At 49.7% G+C, this 19,951-nt stretch carries 19 protein-coding genes and 2 tRNA genes; 8 read left to right on the forward strand and 13 right to left on the reverse strand.

Going from position 1 to position 19,951, the window contains the following annotated elements; genetic code table 11:
• Positions 1–265: 265 nt before the first annotated feature.
• The 10 genes from L9G74_RS16135 to L9G74_RS16180 all read right to left on the reverse strand — a co-directional run bounded on the left by L9G74_RS16135 (position 266) and on the right by L9G74_RS16180 (position 8,691).
• Positions 266–460 (reverse strand): DUF2897 family protein, encoded by a 195-nt coding sequence (locus L9G74_RS16135; RefSeq protein WP_238897457.1) that lies wholly within the window; start codon positions 458–460, stop codon positions 266–268.
• 9 nt (positions 461–469) lie between these two features.
• Entirely contained in the window at positions 470–1,207 is a 738-nt protein-coding gene (kdsB, locus tag L9G74_RS16140) for a 3-deoxy-manno-octulosonate cytidylyltransferase (protein ID WP_238897459.1), read from the reverse strand.
• A 130-nt stretch (positions 1,208–1,337) separates the two neighbouring features.
• Entirely contained in the window at positions 1,338–1,961 is a 624-nt protein-coding gene (gene can / locus L9G74_RS16145) for a carbonate dehydratase (RefSeq protein ID WP_238897461.1), read from the reverse strand.
• A gap of 120 nt (positions 1,962–2,081) precedes the next feature.
• Entirely contained in the window at positions 2,082–2,789 is a 708-nt protein-coding gene (locus tag L9G74_RS16150; RefSeq protein WP_238897463.1) for a M15 family metallopeptidase, read from the reverse strand.
• Positions 2,783–3,913 (reverse strand): succinyl-diaminopimelate desuccinylase, encoded by a 1,131-nt coding sequence (gene dapE / locus L9G74_RS16155; RefSeq protein WP_238897469.1) that lies wholly within the window; start codon positions 3,911–3,913, stop codon positions 2,783–2,785. Before dapE ends, L9G74_RS16150 begins: the two co-directional genes overlap by 7 nt.
• Positions 3,910–4,266, reverse strand: coding sequence for an arsenate reductase (locus L9G74_RS16160; RefSeq protein WP_238897470.1), 357 nt, complete (start codon positions 4,264–4,266; stop codon positions 3,910–3,912). The genes dapE and L9G74_RS16160 overlap by 4 nt, the downstream gene beginning before the upstream one ends.
• A 75-nt stretch (positions 4,267–4,341) precedes the next feature.
• On the reverse strand, positions 4,342–4,851 hold the full coding sequence (gene crr / locus L9G74_RS16165; protein ID WP_238897471.1) for a PTS glucose transporter subunit IIA: 510 nt from the start codon (positions 4,849–4,851) through the stop codon (positions 4,342–4,344).
• Positions 4,852–4,926: 75 nt separating this feature from the next.
• On the reverse strand, positions 4,927–6,639 hold the full coding sequence (gene ptsP, locus L9G74_RS16170) for a phosphoenolpyruvate--protein phosphotransferase (RefSeq protein ID WP_238897472.1): 1,713 nt from the start codon (positions 6,637–6,639) through the stop codon (positions 4,927–4,929).
• Positions 6,640–6,648: 9 nt separating this feature from the next.
• Complete coding sequence (locus L9G74_RS16175) at positions 6,649–6,906, reverse strand: HPr family phosphocarrier protein (protein WP_238897473.1); 258 nt, start codon at positions 6,904–6,906, stop codon at positions 6,649–6,651.
• Between the two features lie 150 nt (positions 6,907–7,056).
• Positions 7,057–8,691 (reverse strand): methyl-accepting chemotaxis protein, encoded by a 1,635-nt coding sequence (locus L9G74_RS16180; protein ID WP_238897474.1) that lies wholly within the window; start codon positions 8,689–8,691, stop codon positions 7,057–7,059.
• A gap of 266 nt (positions 8,692–8,957) precedes the next feature.
• Between L9G74_RS16180 and L9G74_RS16185 the strand changes: the two genes are divergently transcribed.
• The 4 genes from L9G74_RS16185 to L9G74_RS16200 all read left to right on the forward strand — a co-directional run bounded on the left by L9G74_RS16185 (position 8,958) and on the right by L9G74_RS16200 (position 12,614).
• A complete protein-coding gene (locus tag L9G74_RS16185) occupies positions 8,958–9,635 on the forward strand; it encodes a DUF3334 family protein (RefSeq protein ID WP_238897617.1) in 678 nt (225 codons plus the stop codon).
• A 141-nt stretch (positions 9,636–9,776) separates the two neighbouring features.
• The gene (locus L9G74_RS16190) at positions 9,777–10,985 is read left to right on the forward strand and encodes an RsmB/NOP family class I SAM-dependent RNA methyltransferase (protein WP_238897475.1); all 1,209 of its coding nucleotides are present in this window, start codon (positions 9,777–9,779) and stop codon (positions 10,983–10,985) included.
• A 79-nt stretch (positions 10,986–11,064) separates the two neighbouring features.
• Positions 11,065–11,922, forward strand: coding sequence for an AraC family transcriptional regulator (locus tag L9G74_RS16195; protein WP_238897477.1), 858 nt, complete (start codon positions 11,065–11,067; stop codon positions 11,920–11,922).
• 53 nt (positions 11,923–11,975) lie between these two features.
• Positions 11,976–12,614 carry a LysE family translocator gene (locus tag L9G74_RS16200; RefSeq protein WP_238897480.1) on the forward strand — a complete coding sequence of 213 codons (639 nt, stop codon included), beginning with the start codon at positions 11,976–11,978 and terminating at the stop codon, positions 12,612–12,614.
• A 44-nt stretch (positions 12,615–12,658) separates the two neighbouring features.
• Here the strand turns inward: L9G74_RS16200 and L9G74_RS16205 are convergent, their stop codons facing one another.
• Entirely contained in the window at positions 12,659–13,078 is a 420-nt protein-coding gene (locus L9G74_RS16205; protein WP_238897481.1) for a secondary thiamine-phosphate synthase enzyme YjbQ, read from the reverse strand.
• A 228-nt stretch (positions 13,079–13,306) separates the two neighbouring features.
• On the opposite strand from L9G74_RS16205, the gene L9G74_RS16210 reads away from it, so the two are divergent.
• On the forward strand, positions 13,307–13,585 hold the full coding sequence (locus tag L9G74_RS16210) for a peptidylprolyl isomerase (protein ID WP_238897482.1): 279 nt from the start codon (positions 13,307–13,309) through the stop codon (positions 13,583–13,585).
• 7 nt (positions 13,586–13,592) lie between these two features.
• Positions 13,593–15,308, forward strand: a complete 1,716-nt coding sequence (locus L9G74_RS16215; RefSeq protein ID WP_238897483.1) for a VRR-NUC domain-containing protein — start codon at positions 13,593–13,595, stop codon at positions 15,306–15,308.
• 153 nt (positions 15,309–15,461) lie between these two features.
• Here L9G74_RS16215 and L9G74_RS16220 read toward each other — a convergent pair.
• Both L9G74_RS16220 and L9G74_RS16225 read right to left on the reverse strand, forming a co-directional pair.
• Positions 15,462–15,538: transfer RNA gene (locus tag L9G74_RS16220), tRNA-Met, on the reverse strand.
• A gap of 25 nt (positions 15,539–15,563) precedes the next feature.
• Positions 15,564–15,640: transfer RNA gene (locus L9G74_RS16225), tRNA-Met, on the reverse strand.
• 223 nt (positions 15,641–15,863) lie between these two features.
• Here L9G74_RS16225 and rlmKL point away from each other — a divergent pair.
• Positions 15,864–17,999, forward strand: coding sequence for a bifunctional 23S rRNA (guanine(2069)-N(7))-methyltransferase RlmK/23S rRNA (guanine(2445)-N(2))-methyltransferase RlmL (rlmKL, locus tag L9G74_RS16230; protein ID WP_238897484.1), 2,136 nt, complete (start codon positions 15,864–15,866; stop codon positions 17,997–17,999).
• Between the two features lie 15 nt (positions 18,000–18,014).
• Complete coding sequence (locus L9G74_RS16235) at positions 18,015–19,931, forward strand: ABC transporter ATP-binding protein (RefSeq protein ID WP_238897486.1); 1,917 nt, start codon at positions 18,015–18,017, stop codon at positions 19,929–19,931.
• The last annotated feature ends 20 nt before the right edge of the window (positions 19,932–19,951 follow it).

Here is a 19,951-nt window from a genome sequence, read left to right on the forward strand (position 1 = left end):
ATCGAAAGTAGGATTGGTCATGTGTCATCTCTTTTTCGTTTAGTTTAATGAAATGACACAGAATTTTGAACACTACCCGACCAAGCGGATCAAGCGCTTTACTACGCCAAAGCGCATGGACGAAATAAGGTGGCAACTTTCAATGAGGTTATCTGTGAGCTGAACAAGTGACGAGCTATAGCTGCAAACTATGCGTGGTTTGGTTATGCATTTTTTTTCAGCTACAAAAAATACAAGCCACAGATATTGTGGCTTGTTTGCTCAGCTAACGTTTTGGCGGTTCGCCGTAATCATCGTCGTCATCGTCAGGCGAGCTATTATCCGTAGGTTTTTGGCCGTGTTTATTCTTATCGCCAAATTGTGGCATCTTGAATTTCGCACTGTATTTCAGCACCGCAAGGTTGCTAAAAATTACACCAATAATCAGTAGGATAATTAAGATTGCTTCGATATCCGACATAACATCGCCTTAATCTTCAATCATTAAACGTTCGCAACGGGCAATATCTTCTGGCGTATCCACTTCGGTGGAGTTGTATTTACTAAACGCCAGTTTAATCCGGTGCCCATGTTCCAATGCGCGCAGTTGCTCAAGTTTTTCCAGTTGCTCTAGGCGGCCCATGGGCAGCGCAGCAAAGGTCTTGAGAAATTTACACGTGTAGGCATAAACCCCTAAATGTTTGTAGATGGGGTAGTCTTGCACGTCGCGACCGAATGGAATGCATGAGCGCGAGAAGTACAACGCAAACATGTCATTATCAAACACCACTTTTACTTGATTTGGATCTTGCGGGTCGTCGTTTTCACCAAATTGGTAAGCTAAGGTTGCCATGTCAAATTGACCCGGTGCGGCTTTGAACAGCTCGGCCAACTGCTCTAGCGAGTCAGGGTCGGCAATCGGTTGGTCGCCTTGTAAGTTGATGACTAAATCATTGTCGGCTAAGCCTAAATGGCTAACCGTTTGGTTGATTCGGTCAGTGCCTGTGGCAAGGTCGGCATCGGTCATGACGACTTTGCCGTTAAACCCACGCACGGTTGCTGCAATGCGTTCATCATCGGTGGCGACATAGATTTCATCAATGCCTTGGGCGAGTAGCGCGCGTTCGTAAACGCGTTGGATCATCGGCTTGCCTTTAATCATGGCGAGTGGCTTGCCCGGAAAACGAGAAGAGCCATAGCGTGCCGGAATGATCAAAATAACTTTCATGTCACTATTCCTAAAAACAGTCGAGAATACTGGCGTTATTCTAACAGGGTGGGTAATTAATGGCTTGCGCTGAATAAAAATATTCGTTGCTTTTCAGGCGTGAGGCGCACAGTTAAGCAACGAACCATGGTTATTTATGGGCTTGCCGCTGGCGCCAGCTGTCGCCGTCAACCGCAACATCGAGATCGGTCAGTAAGCCATTTTCGATGCTATATAGCCAGCCGTGTACTGCTAGTTCTTGGCCGCGCGCCCACGCATCTTGCACTATAGTGGTGCTGACCACGTTGGATACTTGCTCAATCACATTGAGTTCACACATGCGGTCAAAGCGGCTGCGCTCATCTAATTGGTCGAGTTCGGCACTATGAATGCGGTAGATGTCGCGCAGGTGACCTAACCAGTTATCAATCAGCCCGTTACGTTCAGTTGACAATGAGGCGCGCACACCACCACAGCCGTAGTGACCAACCACCATGATGTGTTTTACTTTTAGTAAGTCGACGGCATATTGCAGTACGGACAAACAGTTGAGATCGGTGTGGATCACTAAGTTGGCAATGTTACGGTGAACAAATACTTCGCCGGGCATTAAGTCAATAATTTGATTGGAGGGTACGCGACTATCTGAACAACCAATCCACAGATATTCGGGGTTTTGCTGTTTGGCAAGTTCTTCGAAAAACGCTGGGTTTTCACTGCTGATCCGCTCAGCCCAGCGACGATTATTGTCAAACAGAGGTTTTAGTAGTCTCATTTCCTTGCCTATGCAACTGGGCAAACTGCCTGTAATTCGATTGATAATACCAAAGGCTTTTTGGCGTCTGGTCTATCCTTTGCGTAAAACAATAGCTTTTCATCGCATTTGTGATGCAGCTTACAAACTCACCCTTGACGGCGCGGGAGCAACCGTTTGCACGTAGGTGATTACCAACTGTTCTAGCTGTTGCAGCATGACGTCTTTTAGGGCAACGTCGCTGCTGATTAACAGTTGTTTCAGCTTTTCTGTATCGTATTGCGCTTGCAGGCGCGAGGCGGTAGGGAAATAGCTGTAATGCCATAACTCAGCACTGGTACCGCTGAGTCCTTGTTGAAATGGCCGATAGAAACCAAAGGCGGTGGCGTGTTGTTCAAGCCAGTGAAACATTGGGTAGCAAGGGCCACCGGCTTGATACTCGCTATTGATTAGTTGCAGTTGCTCACGGCCGATGGCGCTAGCGTCAAACAGATCCACATCTGTGCCCCAATGGTGGCGTGACATCGCGGGAATTGCTGACCACAGCAATAACGTCTCCAGCCGTTGTTGGTCACTAAAGTGATTGATATCAACGGGTTGGGAATCTGCGCCTAGCACGGGGCGTTTGCCCGAGGCTTTATTATTCCAAATCAGGCATTGACGGCTAAAATCGCGAAAGCCAGAACAAATGTTCAACTGCACACCATCGCGGCGTGCAGCTATTTTCATCTGTTCAAAACTGGCGAGCGCGTCAGCATCGAGTAACAACTGTCGTCCGTCATCATCGCTAAAGGTTCTGAGCGCGGCATCATCAAGACCAAACAGCCGTTTGTCGATAGGTGTTAGCACAGCAGTTTTTCCAAAATCCGTTGGTAGCACTGTGCTAGCAGCTCAAGATCGGTAATTGACACACATTCGTTCACTTTGTGAATGGTAGCGTTGACTGGGCCAAGCTCAATCACTTGCGCGCCAGTTGGGGCAATAAAGCGTCCGTCTGAGGTGCCGCCGGAGGTTTGCGCATCAGTTGTGAGCCCCGTCGTTTCCAGAATGGCGGCTTGAGTGGCTTCAAGCAACGGGCCTTCGCCGGTTAAAAATGGCAAGCCGTTAAAAATCCAGTGAATATCGTAATCAACACCGTGGGTATCTAGGATGTGTTCCACTTTGCTGATCAGTTGCTCAGCGGTCACTTCAGTGGAATAACGGAAGTTGAACATCACTTCCAGTTCCCCTGGGATCACATTGGATGCCCCAGTACCACCGTTGATATTGGCAATTTGAAAACTGGTCGGTGGGAAGAAGGCATTACCGTTATCCCACGTCGTCGCGGCCAATTCTGCCAGTGCTGGCGCGGCTTTGTGAATCGGGTTATCAGCGAGGTGAGGGTAGGCCACATGGCCTTGCACGCCTTTTACGGTAAGGTTGCCAGTCAAACTACCGCGACGGCCGTTTTTGACGATATCACCGAGTTTAAGGGTACTGGATGGTTCACCAACCAAGGCCCAAGTAATTTTCTCGTTGCGCGCTTCTAAGGTATCAATCACCCGGGTGGTGCCATTGATAAATGGCCCTTCTTCATCGCTGGTGATAAGCAGTGCGATGGAACCTTTATGATCGGGATGTTGCGCAACAAAGCGCTCAACGGCGACCACCATGGCGGCGAGCGAGCCTTTCATATCGGCTGCACCACGGCCATGCAGATAACCATCAATCACCGTGGGGGTGAACGGATCGGTATGCCAACGATTTAAGTCACCGGTTGGCACCACATCGGTGTGACCAGCAAAACAAAACAGTGGGGCTTCGGTTCCGCGCCGCGCCCATAGGTTGGTGGTATCGTCAAACACCATCGATTCACAGTTGAACCCGAGTGGTTGCAGGCGGTCGGCCATCAGCTGTTGGCAGCCTTCATCCAGCGGCGTTACCGAGGGGCGACTGATCAGTTCTTTTGCCAGCTCCAATACATCATTGGTCATTTACCGAACCACTCCTTATAACTCGCTTCTTTAAAACCAATCAGCACTTGTTTGCCGTCAGTCAGCACTGGGCGTTTGATCAGTGTTGGGTTGGCGAGCATCAACTCGCGGGCGCTGTCGCCATTGAGTGTATTTTTTTGCTCATCGGTTAACGCCCGGTAGCTGGTAGAGCGCTTATTGAAGAGTTCTTCCCATGAGGTCAACGCCAGCCAACTGTCAAGCAGTTCGCTGCTTAATCCTGAGGCGCGATAGTCATAAAACTGATAGTCGATAGCGTGTTTATCTAACCAAGTTACCGCTTTTTTCACGGTATCACAGACTTTTGGCGACAGGCCATAAAGTGTTGAAGACATGATGATTCTAGCTGTTTGGGTACATTGGCGGCAGTATAGCAAATGTGATGCAGCGCACCAATGGCGTTGAGGCCGTTAGACTTCTACAACAAAAATGACGTCTTTACCGGCCTCGACTTGTCCTTGATGCTTGTTGAGGCTGCGCACATCTTCCATATTGGCAAGCACTACGGGGGTCAATAAACTGCTGACTTGCTCTTGCAAGTACGCTAAGTCGAATTCAAGAATATGATCGCCCGCTTTAACTTGTTGCCCTTCTTGCGCTAGGCGTTTAAAGCCTTTGCCTCGTAGTTCGATAGTACCCACGCCAAAGTGCACAAATAACTCGAGCCCGTGTGGTGACTCTATGCTAAAGGCGTGATTAGTTTCGAAAATTTTCCCGATGGTGCCATCAATCGGCGCCACCATATAGCAGCCTTTGGGATTGATAGCGATACCGTCGCCAACAATCTTTTCGGCAAACACCACATCTGGAACTTTCTCTATTGCTACAATCTCACCAGAGATAGGGGCATAGACTTTAATGCCACCTTCGATATTGGGTTGACCTGATACCAGGCGCCGAATTCGGCTCATGAGTCCCATTGAAATATTGTCCTTGTTAGTATTGGTGAGTGACGCTCGATATGGAGCTTATTAGCGCTTGGTTAGCATACTGAATTAATTTGTTGCCTGACAACTCATTAGCAACGATTCCAAGTCAGATAATCGCTTACAGGCTAGCGCTTGGCGAGCTAGATCACAAAATTTTGTGTATGCCCCTTCACAGAGTAAGGCCTTTACTTCGGGCATTGATGCGGGGTTAACGCTCAGCTCGTCTAATCCCATGCCAACTAATATTGGCGCGATGCGTGGATCGCTAGCCATTTCACCGCACAGCGAACAACTCACTCCGGCTTTCTTGGCGGCGGTCACTGTCATCTCAATCATCTTGAGTACCGCCGGGCTAAAGGCGGGATAATCCGCGGTGAGTTCTTGATTGGTGCGATCCGCTGCGAGGGTGTACTGGGCTAAATCGTTACTGCCAATGCTGACGAAGTCGAGTTGACTCAACATGCTGTCAAGATTGAGCACCGCGGCTGGCGTTTCTACCACTATGCCATATTGCAGCTCACCAAAAGATTTGCCTTCTTCTGCTAGTTGCTGCTGGCACAAGGCCACTTCTTGTCGTAGCTCGTCGAGTTCTTCTACCTGAGTTAACATCGGAAACATCAACCGTACCGGCCCAAATGCGGCAACCCGTAATACGGCGCGTAGTTGTGAGCGCAGCATGTTGCGATGCAGCAGGCTATAGCGTACGCCGCGCACACCCAGCGCTGGGTTATCTTCCGCCATTTTATTAGGAAGACAGGCAAATTCTTTGTCGGCGCCGATATCCAAGGTGCGAATGGTCATCGTTTTGCCACCGAGCAGATGCAAGGCCTCGTAGTATTGGGTGAACTGGGCCTTTTCGTCGGGGATGCGTTTAGCATCCATTAACAGGAACTCCGTACGGAATAAGCCGATCCCATCACTACCAATATCGGTGAGTCGCGCAATATCGTTGACGGTGGCAATGTTGGCAAGCAGCTGAATACGGTGGTTATCCTGAGTTTGGCAAGGCCGATCACGATATTTGGATAACTCTTTTTTACGCTTTTCAATATTCTGTTGCTTGGCAAGCAGTTCGGCGTTGGTTTGCTCATCAGGGCTGATATGTAGTAAGCCGGTATAGGCGTCTAGCACCATCGGCAAGCCATCTTTTAACTCATCAAAGTTAAAGCCGCAGGAGAGCAGCGCCGGAATACCGGCCGCGCGCGCTAAAATTGCTGTGTGACTGGTGAGACCACCGGTCTTTAATACGATCCCTTTGATGCGATCTAACGGTAATTGGGCAAACTCCGCAGGCGTCAGATCTTCTGCCAGTAATATGGAATCAGGCGGAATATTACTGAGCAGTTGATCTCCCACACCATTGATAATGCCAATGACTCGCTTGCCTAAGCTCGTCACATCATAGGCACGTTGTGCTAGCAGGGGATCATCTAATGCGGCGAGCTGGCTGGCTTGGTGCAAAAATACACGTTCTATTGCAGCAGTGGCCGCTAATTGTAATTCGCGAATGGAGTTATGGATTTGCTGACGCAATTCGTCATCTTGCAACAGTAGAAGATCGGCTTCTACCAGTGCGTAGGTGTCTTCGCTGAGATGTTGTTGCAGGCTCTGAGATAACTGCTCACAGAGGCGGTCGATAGCGACGGCGGCTTTACGTTGTTCATGCGGAACGCGATATAGCGGCAGTAGGCGATAATCGAGACTGTTATCAAAGGGTTCAAACAGTACTGAGGTGCCTCTGGCGATGCCAGCAGATACAGCAATCCCTTTATGCTCCATCGTGATTCCTTAGCTTAATGTCAATAACAGCTCTGCAACTCGGTCTACTGCGGTTTCTGCATTGTCTCCTTGGGCAAAAACCTTTACCGTTACGCCTTTATAAAGTCCCAGCGTTTGCAGTTTAAATAAACTTTTGGCACTTGCTTGCTTGCCTTGGCATTCGACGATGACATCACAGTCAAATAATTTTGCTTCTTTCACCAGTAGTGCGGCAGGGCGGGTGTGGATGCCGTGTTGTGCCACAATGGTGACGGTTCTTTCGTACATGATGCGGTTTATCTCCGGCAATTTATAACAGCTAGCGCCGCCGATAGGTCGCTAGCATGCATCAGATACCACCGAGATTCAATATGACGGTGACGACGGCGGTTAATGGGCTGATAAAAAAGCGGACCGCAGTCCGCTTTAGCTTGGCTGTTAGGTTCTAAATTGCGCCAGAGAACTCGACATCTGTTTGCTGATGCTGCTTAAGTCCTTCGCCGCGCGGGTGGTGGTTTCATTGGCGGCGACGGAAACTTCAGTCAATTCAGAGATATTGCTGATATTGCGGTTAATTTCCTCTGTCACTGACGTTTGCTCCTCCGTTGCGCTGGCAAGTTGATGGTTCATGTCGTTGATATTGGCTATCAACTTAAGAATTTCCGCCATCGCTTCATCGGCTTTTGAGGCCTGCACTTGTAACTCTTGCGATTCTTGGCGCGTCACGTCGTTACTGCGCATCACACCGTCAACACCAGTCTGGATTTCACTGACAATTTGTTGAATTTCATTGGTTGAATGTTGGGTGCGAGTGGCAAGGGCGCGCACCTCATCGGCCACCACCGCAAAGCCGCGGCCATGTTCACCGGCTCGCGCAGCTTCAATGGCGGCGTTGAGCGCCAGTAGATTGGTTTGCTCAGCAATGGTTTGGATCACATCCAAAATGCCGCCAATCTGTGCGGATGAATGGCCCAATGCTTCGGTCTGTTTGGCTGACGATACCAGCTCGCTTGCTAGCGTGCTACAGCGCTGCAACGTTTGCTCCACCGTGTGTTTTCCGGCTAACGCTTGATCCTTCACACTGGTGGCCATATCGGCTGCGTTCTGCGTATTGCTCGCCATTTCCCGCGTGGTGGCCAGCATTTGATTAATTGCGGTAGCGACACTGGCGGTCTCTTGGTGGACGTGCTCGGCACTTTGATTGGATTCGCTGACGGCGTTACCGAGTTGCTGAGCGTCTTGGCTGAGTGAATCGCCGAGGGGTTTCATTTGTACCACCGCGTCAGCAATTTTGGCGACAAATTGGTTAAACGCCAGTGATAACGCTGATACTTCATCCTTACCATCGGTTTGTAAGCGGGTGCGCAAGTCACCATCACCATTGGCGATATTGTGCATGGCATCGATTGCCGCTCGCAGTGGGCGATTAATCGATTGGTTCAGCAACAAGAAGAAGATAAATATTGGCGCGGCAATACAGGTCATGATGATCAAGTAGTGCCAAACTACGGCTGACATAGTGGCCTTGATGTCACTGGCAAATGCCCCGGTCATGACGACCCAATTCATGGTGTTATCTTTGAGCGCGCTGGCTTGAATGCTTTCCTGTTGATTGGTGCCACCACGGTGCCAAGTAAAACTTGCATTGGCTTCACCGCTGCGAAGCGTCTGTTGAAATAGTGACTGAAATGGCGTGTCACCGCCGGTAGTACGCAGGCTGCTCACGTTCTTGCCCACGCTCGCGGGATCATTACTGTTGCTGATAATCGTGCCGTCGTTATCTACCACGAGAAAGTAACCAGCATTGCCATATTGCAGCCCAGAAATGCCAGCGACTAACATCTGTTGTTGTTCGGCGGCAGTTAGTCCCAGCGGTTGTAACAGCTTTTTCTGCGTGGCGTTAGATGACAACACCGTCTGCAACAGAATGCGGTTTTGTACCTGCTTTTGGTCTACTAAATTATTGTATTGCTCTTTGATTGACAGCCCCGCGAAACAAAAGGTGCCGACCGCCGCCAGCACTAACATCAAAATTAAGCGTTGCAGAATAGTTAACTGTCGCAGCAATGTCATAGGTCTTCCTTTTTGTTGAGACTTGCAGATGAACTACTTAGCGAGCCGTAGTATTTCATGGTTAACGAAAATATACCTGAAGTGCTAGTTATTTTTGGGAAGCGCTTCACCTAAATTGATGGTTTTTCTAGCAATCGGCCATTTGTTTGATCATTAAGCGTTGTCAAATTTTTGTTTGTAGTTGCATGATGTGGTGATAAATATTGCAACTTTCCCGTTGCCGAACAATTATTAGAAGACGGCTTGCTATGAATCAACCAGACTATATGACGTCAAACATTCTCACCTCAGATGATATTTTGCTAAAGCTGTGTAATTCGGTGACGCGGGTATTATCTAGTACAACTTCTAGCAGCATCGGCCACGCAGGCATGGTGCAACGTATCAAACAGACTCATCTACGGCCTGATCTCGGCTGCTTTTCGATTTTTGATGGCGGCTTTTCTGGGCTGGTGGTGATTAACTTCTCTGCCGCGGCAGCGATTGAAATCTATCGCCGTTATATGTTGCAGATGGGCATGCCTGAAGACGAGTTAGCGTTTTCTCACACGTCCGATGAAGTCGGCAACGTGATGGGCGAATTGATGAACCAGATTTTGGGCGATTTTATTTCGCGTGTATCAAAAGATCTGCAAACCTCAATTAGCCAAAGTCAGCCAAAAATGTTGACCATCAACAAAGAGCTGCGTCTGTCGATTGATGCTAACTTGGATGAACCTGTGGTGCGGCGCGTGTCGTTCCGTACCCAAGAGAGCAATATCTTCTATCTAGAATTTGCCATGGATAACACCCAATTTGTCAGTTTGGCGTCGTTTGAAGCGGAAGAAGATGTTGACCCAGACACGCTGATCGCCGCGCATCGCGCTAAACAGCAGCACTCAGCGCCTGCAACAAACCCCGCGCAAGACGTGGATGACAGCTTGTTTGACGAACTGGGTATCTAATTCGTTAAATGGTGGGCTAATCGCCTGATAGATGAAGCGACCCAACATCGGTCGCTTTTTTATTGCCGGTACCGTGAGCGGCTGTTGCTATCGCTCGACTAACTGCCTATGATGCCCGCGTTTTATTGCTAAGGAATCACTATGTCGCGCGCTATCCTCACTGCCGAACTTACTGAATTGATTGCTGCCGCGTTGGAGCTGGTATTAGTGCAACAAGCGACATTAGATCGCGCCTATTCGAAGGTGTTTTCTGGTCAACGTCTCGTCGCCAGCGACCAAGCCGCGGTAACCACCCATGTGGGTGCGTTACTACGTAAGCTCAACTTGTATGCGGCATTAGCGCATGTCAATTTGCCCGTTGCCGCAGGGCAACTCAATCACGTGTTTGCCGCTTATTTGCAAGCAAATCAACTGAAATCACCGTCAATTAAACCGCTGACCAATCAAGACGCTTTTGCGCAACGTTGGAGTTTGTTGCAAGACAATGGCGCGTTGTTGGATGGTTGTCCAGCTTGGTTAGACAAGCTCGGCCAAGCGCAATTGGCTGATAAATGGCCTGCAGAGCGCGCGGCGTTAGCGGCAGAACCGACACGTTTTATCCGCGCCAACTGGCTGAAAACCGATCGGGAACGGTTGGCTAAACGCCTAGAAAAAGAGGGCGTGACCACCCAAACGGTGCGTGGCGTAGCTAGCGCGTTGCAAGTGACTAATCACAGCGCCTTGTTTCGTACCGACACTTATCAAGCGGGTTGGTTTGAACAACAAGATGCGGGTTCGCAGTTAGTGGCCGATGCATTGGATGTACAGCCGGGCATGCGAGTGATTGATGCTTGCGCCGGTAACGGCGGCAAGACGCTGGCACTGGCGGCGCACATGCAAGGCAAAGGGCGACTGTTGGCTATGGACGTTGAACAGTGGAAGCTGGACAACCTGAAAAAACGCGCCAAACGCGCGGGTGCCCATAACATCGAGACACGCCTCATCGCCTCCAGTAAAACCATCAAACGTATCGCCATGAGTGCCGATCGCTTGTTATTGGATGTGCCGTGTTCTGGTCTAGGCGTACTGAAACGCCATCCCGATACCAAGTGGGGCGATACCGCTGAACGTTTGCCGGTATTGGCCGAGTTGCAGGCACACATTCTGACCAGCTACAGCCGCATGCTGAAAGTGGGCGGCAAAATGGTGTATGCCACTTGTTCAATTATGCCGTCAGAAAACCGCGAGCAAGTGGATCAGTTTTTGGCAGAAAAACCGCAGTTTAAGCTGCTAAAAGATGAAACTCTGTGGCCATCGCTGCGGGGATTTGATGGCTTTTATTACGCGTTGTTAGAGCGCATTGCCGAATAACCGCACTGCAATTTTTTACAAGCCAACACGCATATAATCTGCGTATACTGCGGATATCATTGATTTTTAGGTGGTGTGCGTGTCGGAACCTGCAGTAACCATCCAGCATCGTTTAGTTGATAGCTTGCCCGGCGTAGAGCTGGTGCAAGCCAATTACCAACAGTTCAGTTTTGATCGCCACGTACACGATGATATTCACATCGGCGTGGTCGATATCGGCGCTCAGCGCTTTATGCACAAAGGCCAACACTATCTGCTGGCGCCCGAACGTATCTCGCTCATCAATCCAGATGAAGTCCATGACGGGCAGGGCATGCATGATCAGCACTACCGAGTGCAACTGTTACGCATATCGAGCGCGGCATTAGCGGAATTTGGCCGCAGTTTAGGTGTCAGCCGCAGCGAATTGTTCTTGCGTGGCCCAGAGATCGAAGATGCCGAGTTATATCAACAACTGTTGGCGTTGCATTATGCTCATCAGCATCGCGATAGCAGCTCACCATTGGCGCAAGACAGCCAAATGACGGCTGTGTTAGCGCTTTTACTGCAACGATACGCCCAGCAAACGACGGCGAAGCATCACCCTGAACCACTAGCGCGCGTCCAACTGCAGCAGCTCAAACAATATCTGTTAGCCGACCTCAGCAAACCGCACCGTCTGGCAGAATTAGCCGCTTTATTCGATTTGAGCGAATACCAATTTCTACGGCGTTTTCGTGCCAGTATCGGCATGACGCCGCATGCATATGTTTTAGCGCTACGGGTCGATTACGGCCGGCAGTTACTTAAACAAAGGCTGGCTTTAACTGACGCCGCGACGTTGGCAGGGTTTTATGATCAGAGCCATTTTACCCATGCCTTTAAACGCCGCTATAACCTGACGCCTGCGGTATATCAGCAACAACTGCATCAAACTGCAGTTTTTTACAAGACCTGATAGGTTGCGTTGCCGGATACTGACATCACGATAATTTGAGGGAACGATAAATCATGTTGTGGGCTTCACTGCTGTTCAGTTTTGCCATGGTGCACGTGGCGGCATTAATTGCGCCGGGACCCGATTTTGCCTTGATGCTGCGCGCTAGCGTCAGTGGTGGTCGTCGTTACGCATTTTCGTTAGCTTTAGGACTCGCCAGCGCCATTATGTTGCACACCGCGGTGGTGACCTTTGCCGCAGATTTACTACAGCAATATCTGCCTACGTTAATGCGCATTCTGCCTTGGTTAGCCGCGGCGTGGTTGGGATATCTTGGCGTGAGTTGTTGGCGCGCTGCGGCGTCGGTAAGTGCGGCGGCGCCGTTGGAGCCTGCCACTATCAGCCTCAAAAATGGCTGGTGGACTGGATTTATGACCAACGCGCTTAACCCGAAAGCTTATGTGTACTTTTTTAGCGTGATTGCCGGGATGTTGCCGCACGCCAGTCCGCTGGCATTTAAACTGGCGTTGATCCTGATGTTTTTTGCGTTAGCGCTGTTGTGGTTTGGCTTGCTTGGTTGGGCGCTGAATATCGCCCGCTTTCGTGAAGGATTGCAGCAACGGCAAGGCTTTATTTTGCGGGGGAGTGGCGCGGTACTGCTGATCTTCGCCGCGCTGTTGTTGTGGCAAGGTTATCTGCGGTTATTTAGCTAAGTCATCATGGTTGTATGCTCGCGATGTACCAAGACGTTTTTGCATCACTCGCCTTGTAAGGTAAGTAATAATTTGCGGCCACCACCATGGTCACGGTGTTCGCCCAAATAGATGCCTTGCCAGGTGCCTAATGCCAAACGGCCATGACTTATTGGTAGCATCAAACTGGTGCCAAGTAAGCTGGATTTCAGATGTGCAGGCATATCATCGGGGCCTTCGTAAGTGTGGCGAAAATAGCGGGTATCTTCGCTAACGGCATGATTAAACCAAGCTTCAAAATCTTGTCTGACGGTTGGGTCGGCATTCTCGTTAAGCGTTAACGAAGCTGAAGTGTGTTGCAGTTGTAGGTGTAACAGGCCCACCGTTACCATCGGCATGTGAGCAAGAGCGCTTGCAACTTCATCGGTGATCAGATGAAAACCGCGTTGCCGACTGCGTAACTGCAGCATATGTTGTTGCCACATAGCATCTCCTTATTATTGTCGGCCACAGTATAAAAGGCTTCGACTGATGAACTCAACTTAGGCGCTGTTGCAAGAGCATAGCTACACGGTATATCACCGTCCTTGTCTAAATCATGCCCTTTCTTTGTCGCATGAAATGACCGACAAAGTTAACCAGCCCATAGCAGCTTTGCCGCCCTTGCCTGTGTTAGAATGCACGCCAGCAACTGAAGATTGATGAGGTACAACATGGCTCGTGCGAGCGCCCGCCATATTTTGGTAAAAACCCGCGAAGAAGCAGAAAAGCTTAAACAACGTATCGCTCAAGGCGAAGATTTCGGCCAACTGGCCAAACGTTATTCACAGTGTCCGTCGAAACGTCGCGGTGGCGATTTAGGTGAGTTTGGCCCCGGCCAGATGGTTAAAGCATTTGACGATGTGGTGTTTAAAAAAGCGGTTTTAGAAGTTCACGGCCCAGTGAAAACTCGCTTTGGTTTCCATCTAATCCAGACGTTGTATCGCAGTTAATTCAGCTATGGCGTCTGCGCGTCCCGAATTAGCCGACCGTTATTACCTCGACAACTTCGAGTTATTAATTGCCAGCACCCGCCGTTACCATCCGTTATTTCCCGCTGAGCAAGCACAGCAGTTGGCGCAGTTTCAGACACTATCGGAAGCTGCACAGCGGTTGTTGGTACGTTTACTCGGGCGCAAAGGCGCGTGGTTTCGACAGAGTAAACTGCGTTACAACGACATCAACGATATGGCGCCAGCGCTGGCGGAACTGAGCGAGCAGCAACTGCTGGTGAGCGGCGTGCCTCCTCGTGATATCTGGCTGCAGCAGGTGACGTTGCCCGAGCTAAAGCAACTGCCAGTGATTAACGATGCTGGTTTGCAACGATTGCCCAAAGCCGCATTGATACAAACGCTGTTAGCCAGTGACGCTGATTGTGACAGTGATGGTTGGTTGTTGCAGGCAAATCAGCAGTTGGACGAGCGCTGGTGGCAGCTACAATGCCAAGGGCTATTACAGTTGCTGCAGCTATTGTACTTTGGTAATCGCAACCAAGATTTGACTCAATTTGTGGTCAGTGAATTGGGCTTACAACGTTTTGAACAGTATCGCCTCGATGCCTCGACCCAGAGTTTTCAGCAAACCGATGAGCTACAAACGGCGCTTAACTTAGCGCAATTGGCGGATGAGTGGGATGAACTGCTACGGCAAAAACTGCCACTCGATCCGGTCGATTTCTATCAACGTTTACCCAAGCCGCAAGTTCAGCCGCAACTGGAACGGCGACGGCAGCGCTTAGTGGCGCACCTAGGCCGCAGCGCTGAACGGCTGAACTTATGGGAATTTGCCGTCGCTTGCTATCAACAATGCCAAGCGTGGACCGCCAACGAACGTTACTGCCGTGTGTTGCAGCAACAACTTAAATTAACGCCAACGGCGGTCATCGCCGAGCAATTAGTGCAAGGGCTAAATCAATTGTGGTTCAGTGCCAGTAATGAAGCGGCGCAGCAAGTTGCCCATCGTCTTGCCAAGCGCAGTTTGCCGTTGTTAGCACCGTTGTGCGCTGAACCTACGTTGACTGCATTGGCTAGACCTTTGGTTGCCGCCAATCACTTAGCAGGACAACAGCAATCGTTGCAGCTTAACGCCGACTTTATTGCAGCGGCGCCGAGAGTCGAGCAGCGCACAGCCACTTATTTTGAGGCGCAAGGTTACCAAGTGTTCTTTTGTGAAAACGCCTTGCTCAACGGATTATTTGGTTTGGCGTTGTGGGACATCATCTTTGCGCCAGTGGCTGGTGCTTTTCATCATCCTTATCAACGTGCACCACAAGATATGTACTCTGCCAGCTTTTATGAGCAAAGGGCGGATGCGATTGAGCAACGGTTAACGGCCATTCTTGCTGGTGAGACAGCAATCATTTGGCGTCACTTCACCGAGAAACAGGGCTTGCAGAATGATTGGGTCAATTGGTCGCTATTAACAGAACCACTATTAACCGCAGCGCTCGCGGCCTTTTCGCCCCAGTTTATCTACGATGTGATACGCCGTTTACTCAAAGATCCCAAACATTACCGCAGTGGCCAGCCAGACTTAGCGCTGTTTTCTAGTGAAGGCGCATGTCGTTTTATTGAGGTGAAAGGACCGGGCGATAGCCTAAGTGATCACCAAGGTTATTGGCTGCAGTTTTTGGGGCGATATTATCCAGCAGAGCTGTATTTTGTGGATTATGTCTAGGGGCTGTTTATTGTTGCTGGTTGTTTTTGCAGCTGACAGAGCGTGATTTAGGCAAGGCAGGTGATGCGCCATGTAGTAGTGATGCTCCACCAACAGCACCTAAGGCAAATTTCAGACACAAAAAAACCGACATTAAGTCGGCTATTGTTCGCGTGGTTGCGGGAGCTGGATTTGAACCAACGACCTTCGGGTTATGAGCCCGACGAGCTACCATACTGCTCCATCCCGCGTCCGCGAATTTAATTGCTACTTTTTTGGTTGCGGGAGCTGGATTTGAACCAACGACCTTCGGGTTATGAGCCCGACGAGCTACCATGCTGCTCCATCCCGCGTCCGTCTAAGTGGGGCGCACTATATAGCGACTGCTGGGGTAATTCAACTAAATTCCAGAATTCTCTGTTCAATTGGCTAAATACCCTGCAACTATCGAAAAAAGGTCGATTTACCAGCAGTAGCCGCAGTGGTTTTCATCGCTGCTTTATCAATAAGTTTTTCACTTTTTACTATGTAGGCAGGTTATAATGCGCCGCTATTACCACTTGTGATGATTGTTAGATGCTGAATTGTTTTGCCGCTGCGCCGAAAGGCTTTGAATATACCCTTGCTGTTGAGTTAGCTGAGTTAGGGGCGACCGATGTAAAAGAGAGTGTTGCTGGTGTGTATTTCACTGCTTCACAAGAAACTTTATACCGCGTGTTGCTTTGGAGCCGGTTGGCAAGCCGCGTTACTACTATTTTGCATCAGGGCCCATGTGAAACCCCAGAGCAACTGTATAACTTAGCTTATGCGGTAGATTGGCCTGCGCAATTTGATAATCGTGCCACGTTTAGTATCGACTTTCACGGCATGGGCGGTTTTATCAAAAATACCCAGTTCGGCGCGTTGAAGATTAAAGATGCGGTTGTTGACCGTTTCCGCAATGCCGGGCTTAATCGTCCGGATGTGGCGCGTACTCAAGCTGATATTCGTATCGACGGCTATTATCGCAACGGCCAACTGACGATTTCGCTCAATGTTTCTGGTGCACCACTGCATCAACGTGGCTATCGCCATGGTACTGGCGAAGCGCCACTTAAAGAAAACCTCGCCGCTAATATGCTAGCGCGGGCGCAATGGGATAAAACCACGCCTGTTTTCGACCCATTCTGCGGTAGTGGCACCATTTTGATTGAAGCGGCGTTGATGGCCTGCGACGTCGCGCCGGGCTTACTGCGTGAACGTTATGGTTTTGAATCATGGGCGCAGCACGATGCGGCGTTATGGCAAAGTTTGCGGGATGAAGCCAGTGGTCGCGCGAGTCTTGGCCGTAAACGTTGCGAAGTGAAATTTGCGGGTAGCGATATCGACTCACGCATGGTGGCGCTCGCCAAACGTAACGCCGCAAATGCCGGTGTCGATCACCTGATTGAATTTAACGTGACCAACGTGCTGAACACTGAGCCACCTTTCGAGCAAGGTTATCTGATCTCCAACCCACCGTACGGTGAGCGTTTGGGCAATGTCTCCACCTTATTGCAGTTGTACTTCCAATGGGGCGAAATGCTTAAACAGCAGTTTGGCGGTTGGAAGATGGCGCTGTTGTGTAGCGAAATTGAGTTGCTGTCGGCACTTAAGCTGAAGGCCGACAAACAGCTGAAGATGTTTAACGGCCCGCTAGAATGTGCCTTTAACATTTATACGCTGCATGCTAATAGCACTCGTCGTCAGCAAGATTCACTGACGGAAGGGCATGAGCTGAGCGAATTTGCTGCCTCGTTTGTTAACCGTATCAAAAAGAACGTCAAACAGTTAGACAAGTGGGCCGCGAAAGAGGGCATCGACAGCTACCGTATCTATGATGCTGATATTCCGGAATATAACGTGGCGATTGACCGTTACCCAGGCCATGTGGTGATCCAAGAATACGCCGCACCGGCAAAAATCCCTGAGGCGGTTACCCGTCGTCGTTTAAGTGACGTGTTGCTATCTCTACCGAGTGCGCTGGAAATTGCCCCAGAACGCGTGATCCTGAAAACCCGCGAAAAGCAAAAAGGCCGCAATCAGTATCAAAAATTGGATAGCGAAAAGTTGGAGCTGACCACCATGGAGTATGGCGCCAAGTTTAAGCTGAACTTGACCGATTACTTGGATACCGGCTTGTTCCTCGATCACCGCCTGATCCGTAAGTTTGTTGGTGAAAAGTCGCAAGACCGCCGTGTGCTTAACCTGTTTGCCTACACCGGGACCGCCTCGGTGCATGCTGCGTTGGGTGGTGCTAAAGCGGTGACTACCGTTGATATGTCGAACACTTACCTCAACTGGGCCAAAGACAACTTTGTGCTGAACGGTTTGATGGGGCCACAATATCGCTTCGAGCAAGATGATTGCCTGCAATGGATTGATGATTGTCAGCAAAGTTTTGACCTGATCTTTATCGACCCGCCTACCTTTAGTAACTCTAAACGGATGGAAGATTCGTTCGATGTGCAGCGCGACCATGCCGAACTACTGGTGAAATTGACCAAGTTGCTCAATAAAGGCGGCGAGATCATCTTCTCTAACAATAAACGTAAATTCAAAATGGATGAGCATGTGCTCAATGCAGCAGGGCTGACGGTGCAAAACCTTGATGACCGCATGCTGCCGCTCGACTTTAAACGCAATCCGCACATCCATAACACTTGGCTAATCAGCTTTACTGCCAAGGCATAGTATAAGGAATATATTTTGAGTCTGGTTCGAATCAACAATGGGTCGCTGGCATACGGTTATATTCCGCTGCTGAGTCATGCGGATTTCACCATTGAAGCCGGTGAGCGCGTGTGTATTGTTGGCCGTAATGGCGCCGGCAAATCTAGCTTATTGAAAATCTTAGCGGGCGATGTGCTGTTAGATGATGGCGAATTCAACATCGCCAGCGATGTCAAAGTTAGCCGTTTGCAACAAGATCCGCCAAAAGCCGAAACGGGCACCGTTTACTCTTATATTGCGGCGGGTTTAGCCGAAGTCGGCGATTTGCTTGAGCAATACCATGAGTTGTCTAGCACCATTGCGCAATATTCTGCTGAACAACAAACGCAGAAGTTGGCGCAGATGGCCAGTCTGCAAGAGCGCATTGATGTGCTTAATGGCTGGCAATTTGATAGCCGCATTGAGCAAAACTGCAAGTTGTTGGGGTTAGATCCCGACACTAAGTTATCGGAACTGTCTGGTGGTTGGCAACGTAAGGTCGCGTTGGCGCGTGCATTGGTCAGTGAACCTGATCTGCTATTGCTCGACGAACCCACCAACCACTTGGACATTGACACCATCGAGTGGTTGGAGCAATTTCTTGCTAATTTCCGTGGCGCTATCGCCTTTATCAGTCACGACCGTGGTTTTATCCAACGGGTAGCTACACGCATTGTTGATATGGACCGTGGTGTGGTCACGTCATGGCCGGGCGACTATCAAACTTATCTAGACGGCAAGCAAGAATGGCTGCGCGTAGAAGCTGAGCAAAATGCCCAGTTTGATAAAAAGCTGGCCGAAGAAGAAGCGTGGATCCGTCAAGGCGTTAAAGCACGTCGTACCCGCAATGAAGGCCGCGTGCGTGCATTGAAATCTTTGCGTATGGAACGTAGTGATCGCATTAATCGCCAAGGTCAGGCGCAGATGGCGGTATCGGACGCAGAGCGTAGCGGTAAGTTGGTATTTGAGGTGAAAGACCTTAACTACAATCTGCCGGACATGGATCTGGTGAAAAACTTCAACGTTAACGTGATCCGTGGTGACCGTATTGCGCTGATTGGCCCTAACGGCTGTGGTAAATCCACGTTGATCAAATTGCTGATTGGCCAGTTAGAGGCGCAATCGGGGGAAATTCGTACCGGCACTAAGTTAGAAGTGGCTTACTTTGACCAATACCGCGAAGCACTCGACCCTGAGCAAACTGTAGAAGAAAACGTTGGTGAAGGTAAAAGCACGGTCACGGTAAATGGCAAAGATCGCCATATCCTCAGCTACCTGCAAGATTTTCTATTTTCACCAGCGCGTGCGCGTACGCCCGTGAAAGCATTAAGTGGTGGTGAGAAAAATCGCCTATTGTTAGCGCGGTTGCTTTTGCGTCCAGCTAACTTAATTATTCTCGACGAACCAACGAACGACCTTGATATTGAGACCTTGGAGTTGTTAGAGTCTCTGCTCACTGATTTTCAGGGCACCTTGATTCTGGTGAGTCACGACAGGGCCTTTATTGATAACACGGTGACTAGCTCTTGGTGGTTTGCGGGCAATGGTCATTGGTCGGAATATGTGGGTGGTTATCAAGACGCGGTAGAGCAGGGCGCAAGATTCTATCGTGAAGCTGCGGAACCAGTTGCCACAAAACCTGTCGAAAAGAAAACTTCTGTTGTGCAGCCAGAAGCTCCAGTCGCTAAACCGAAGAAGCTGTCGTATAAACTGCAGCGTGAATTGGAATCGTTACCAGAGTTAATGGAGCAATTAGAAGCTGAAATTGCTAGCTTACAGCAACAGATGAACGCGCCAGATTTTTATAGCGGTGACCAAACTATCGTCGCCAGTAAACTGCAACAATTGGCGGAAAAGGAACAACAGCTTGAAGCGAGCTTTGAGCGTTGGGAAGAACTTGAGTCAATGAAATAACTCAGCAATAACAATGGGAA

Source organism: Shewanella electrica, assembly GCF_022321485.1.
Taxonomy (GTDB): Bacteria; Pseudomonadota; Gammaproteobacteria; order Enterobacterales; family Shewanellaceae; genus Shewanella; species Shewanella electrica.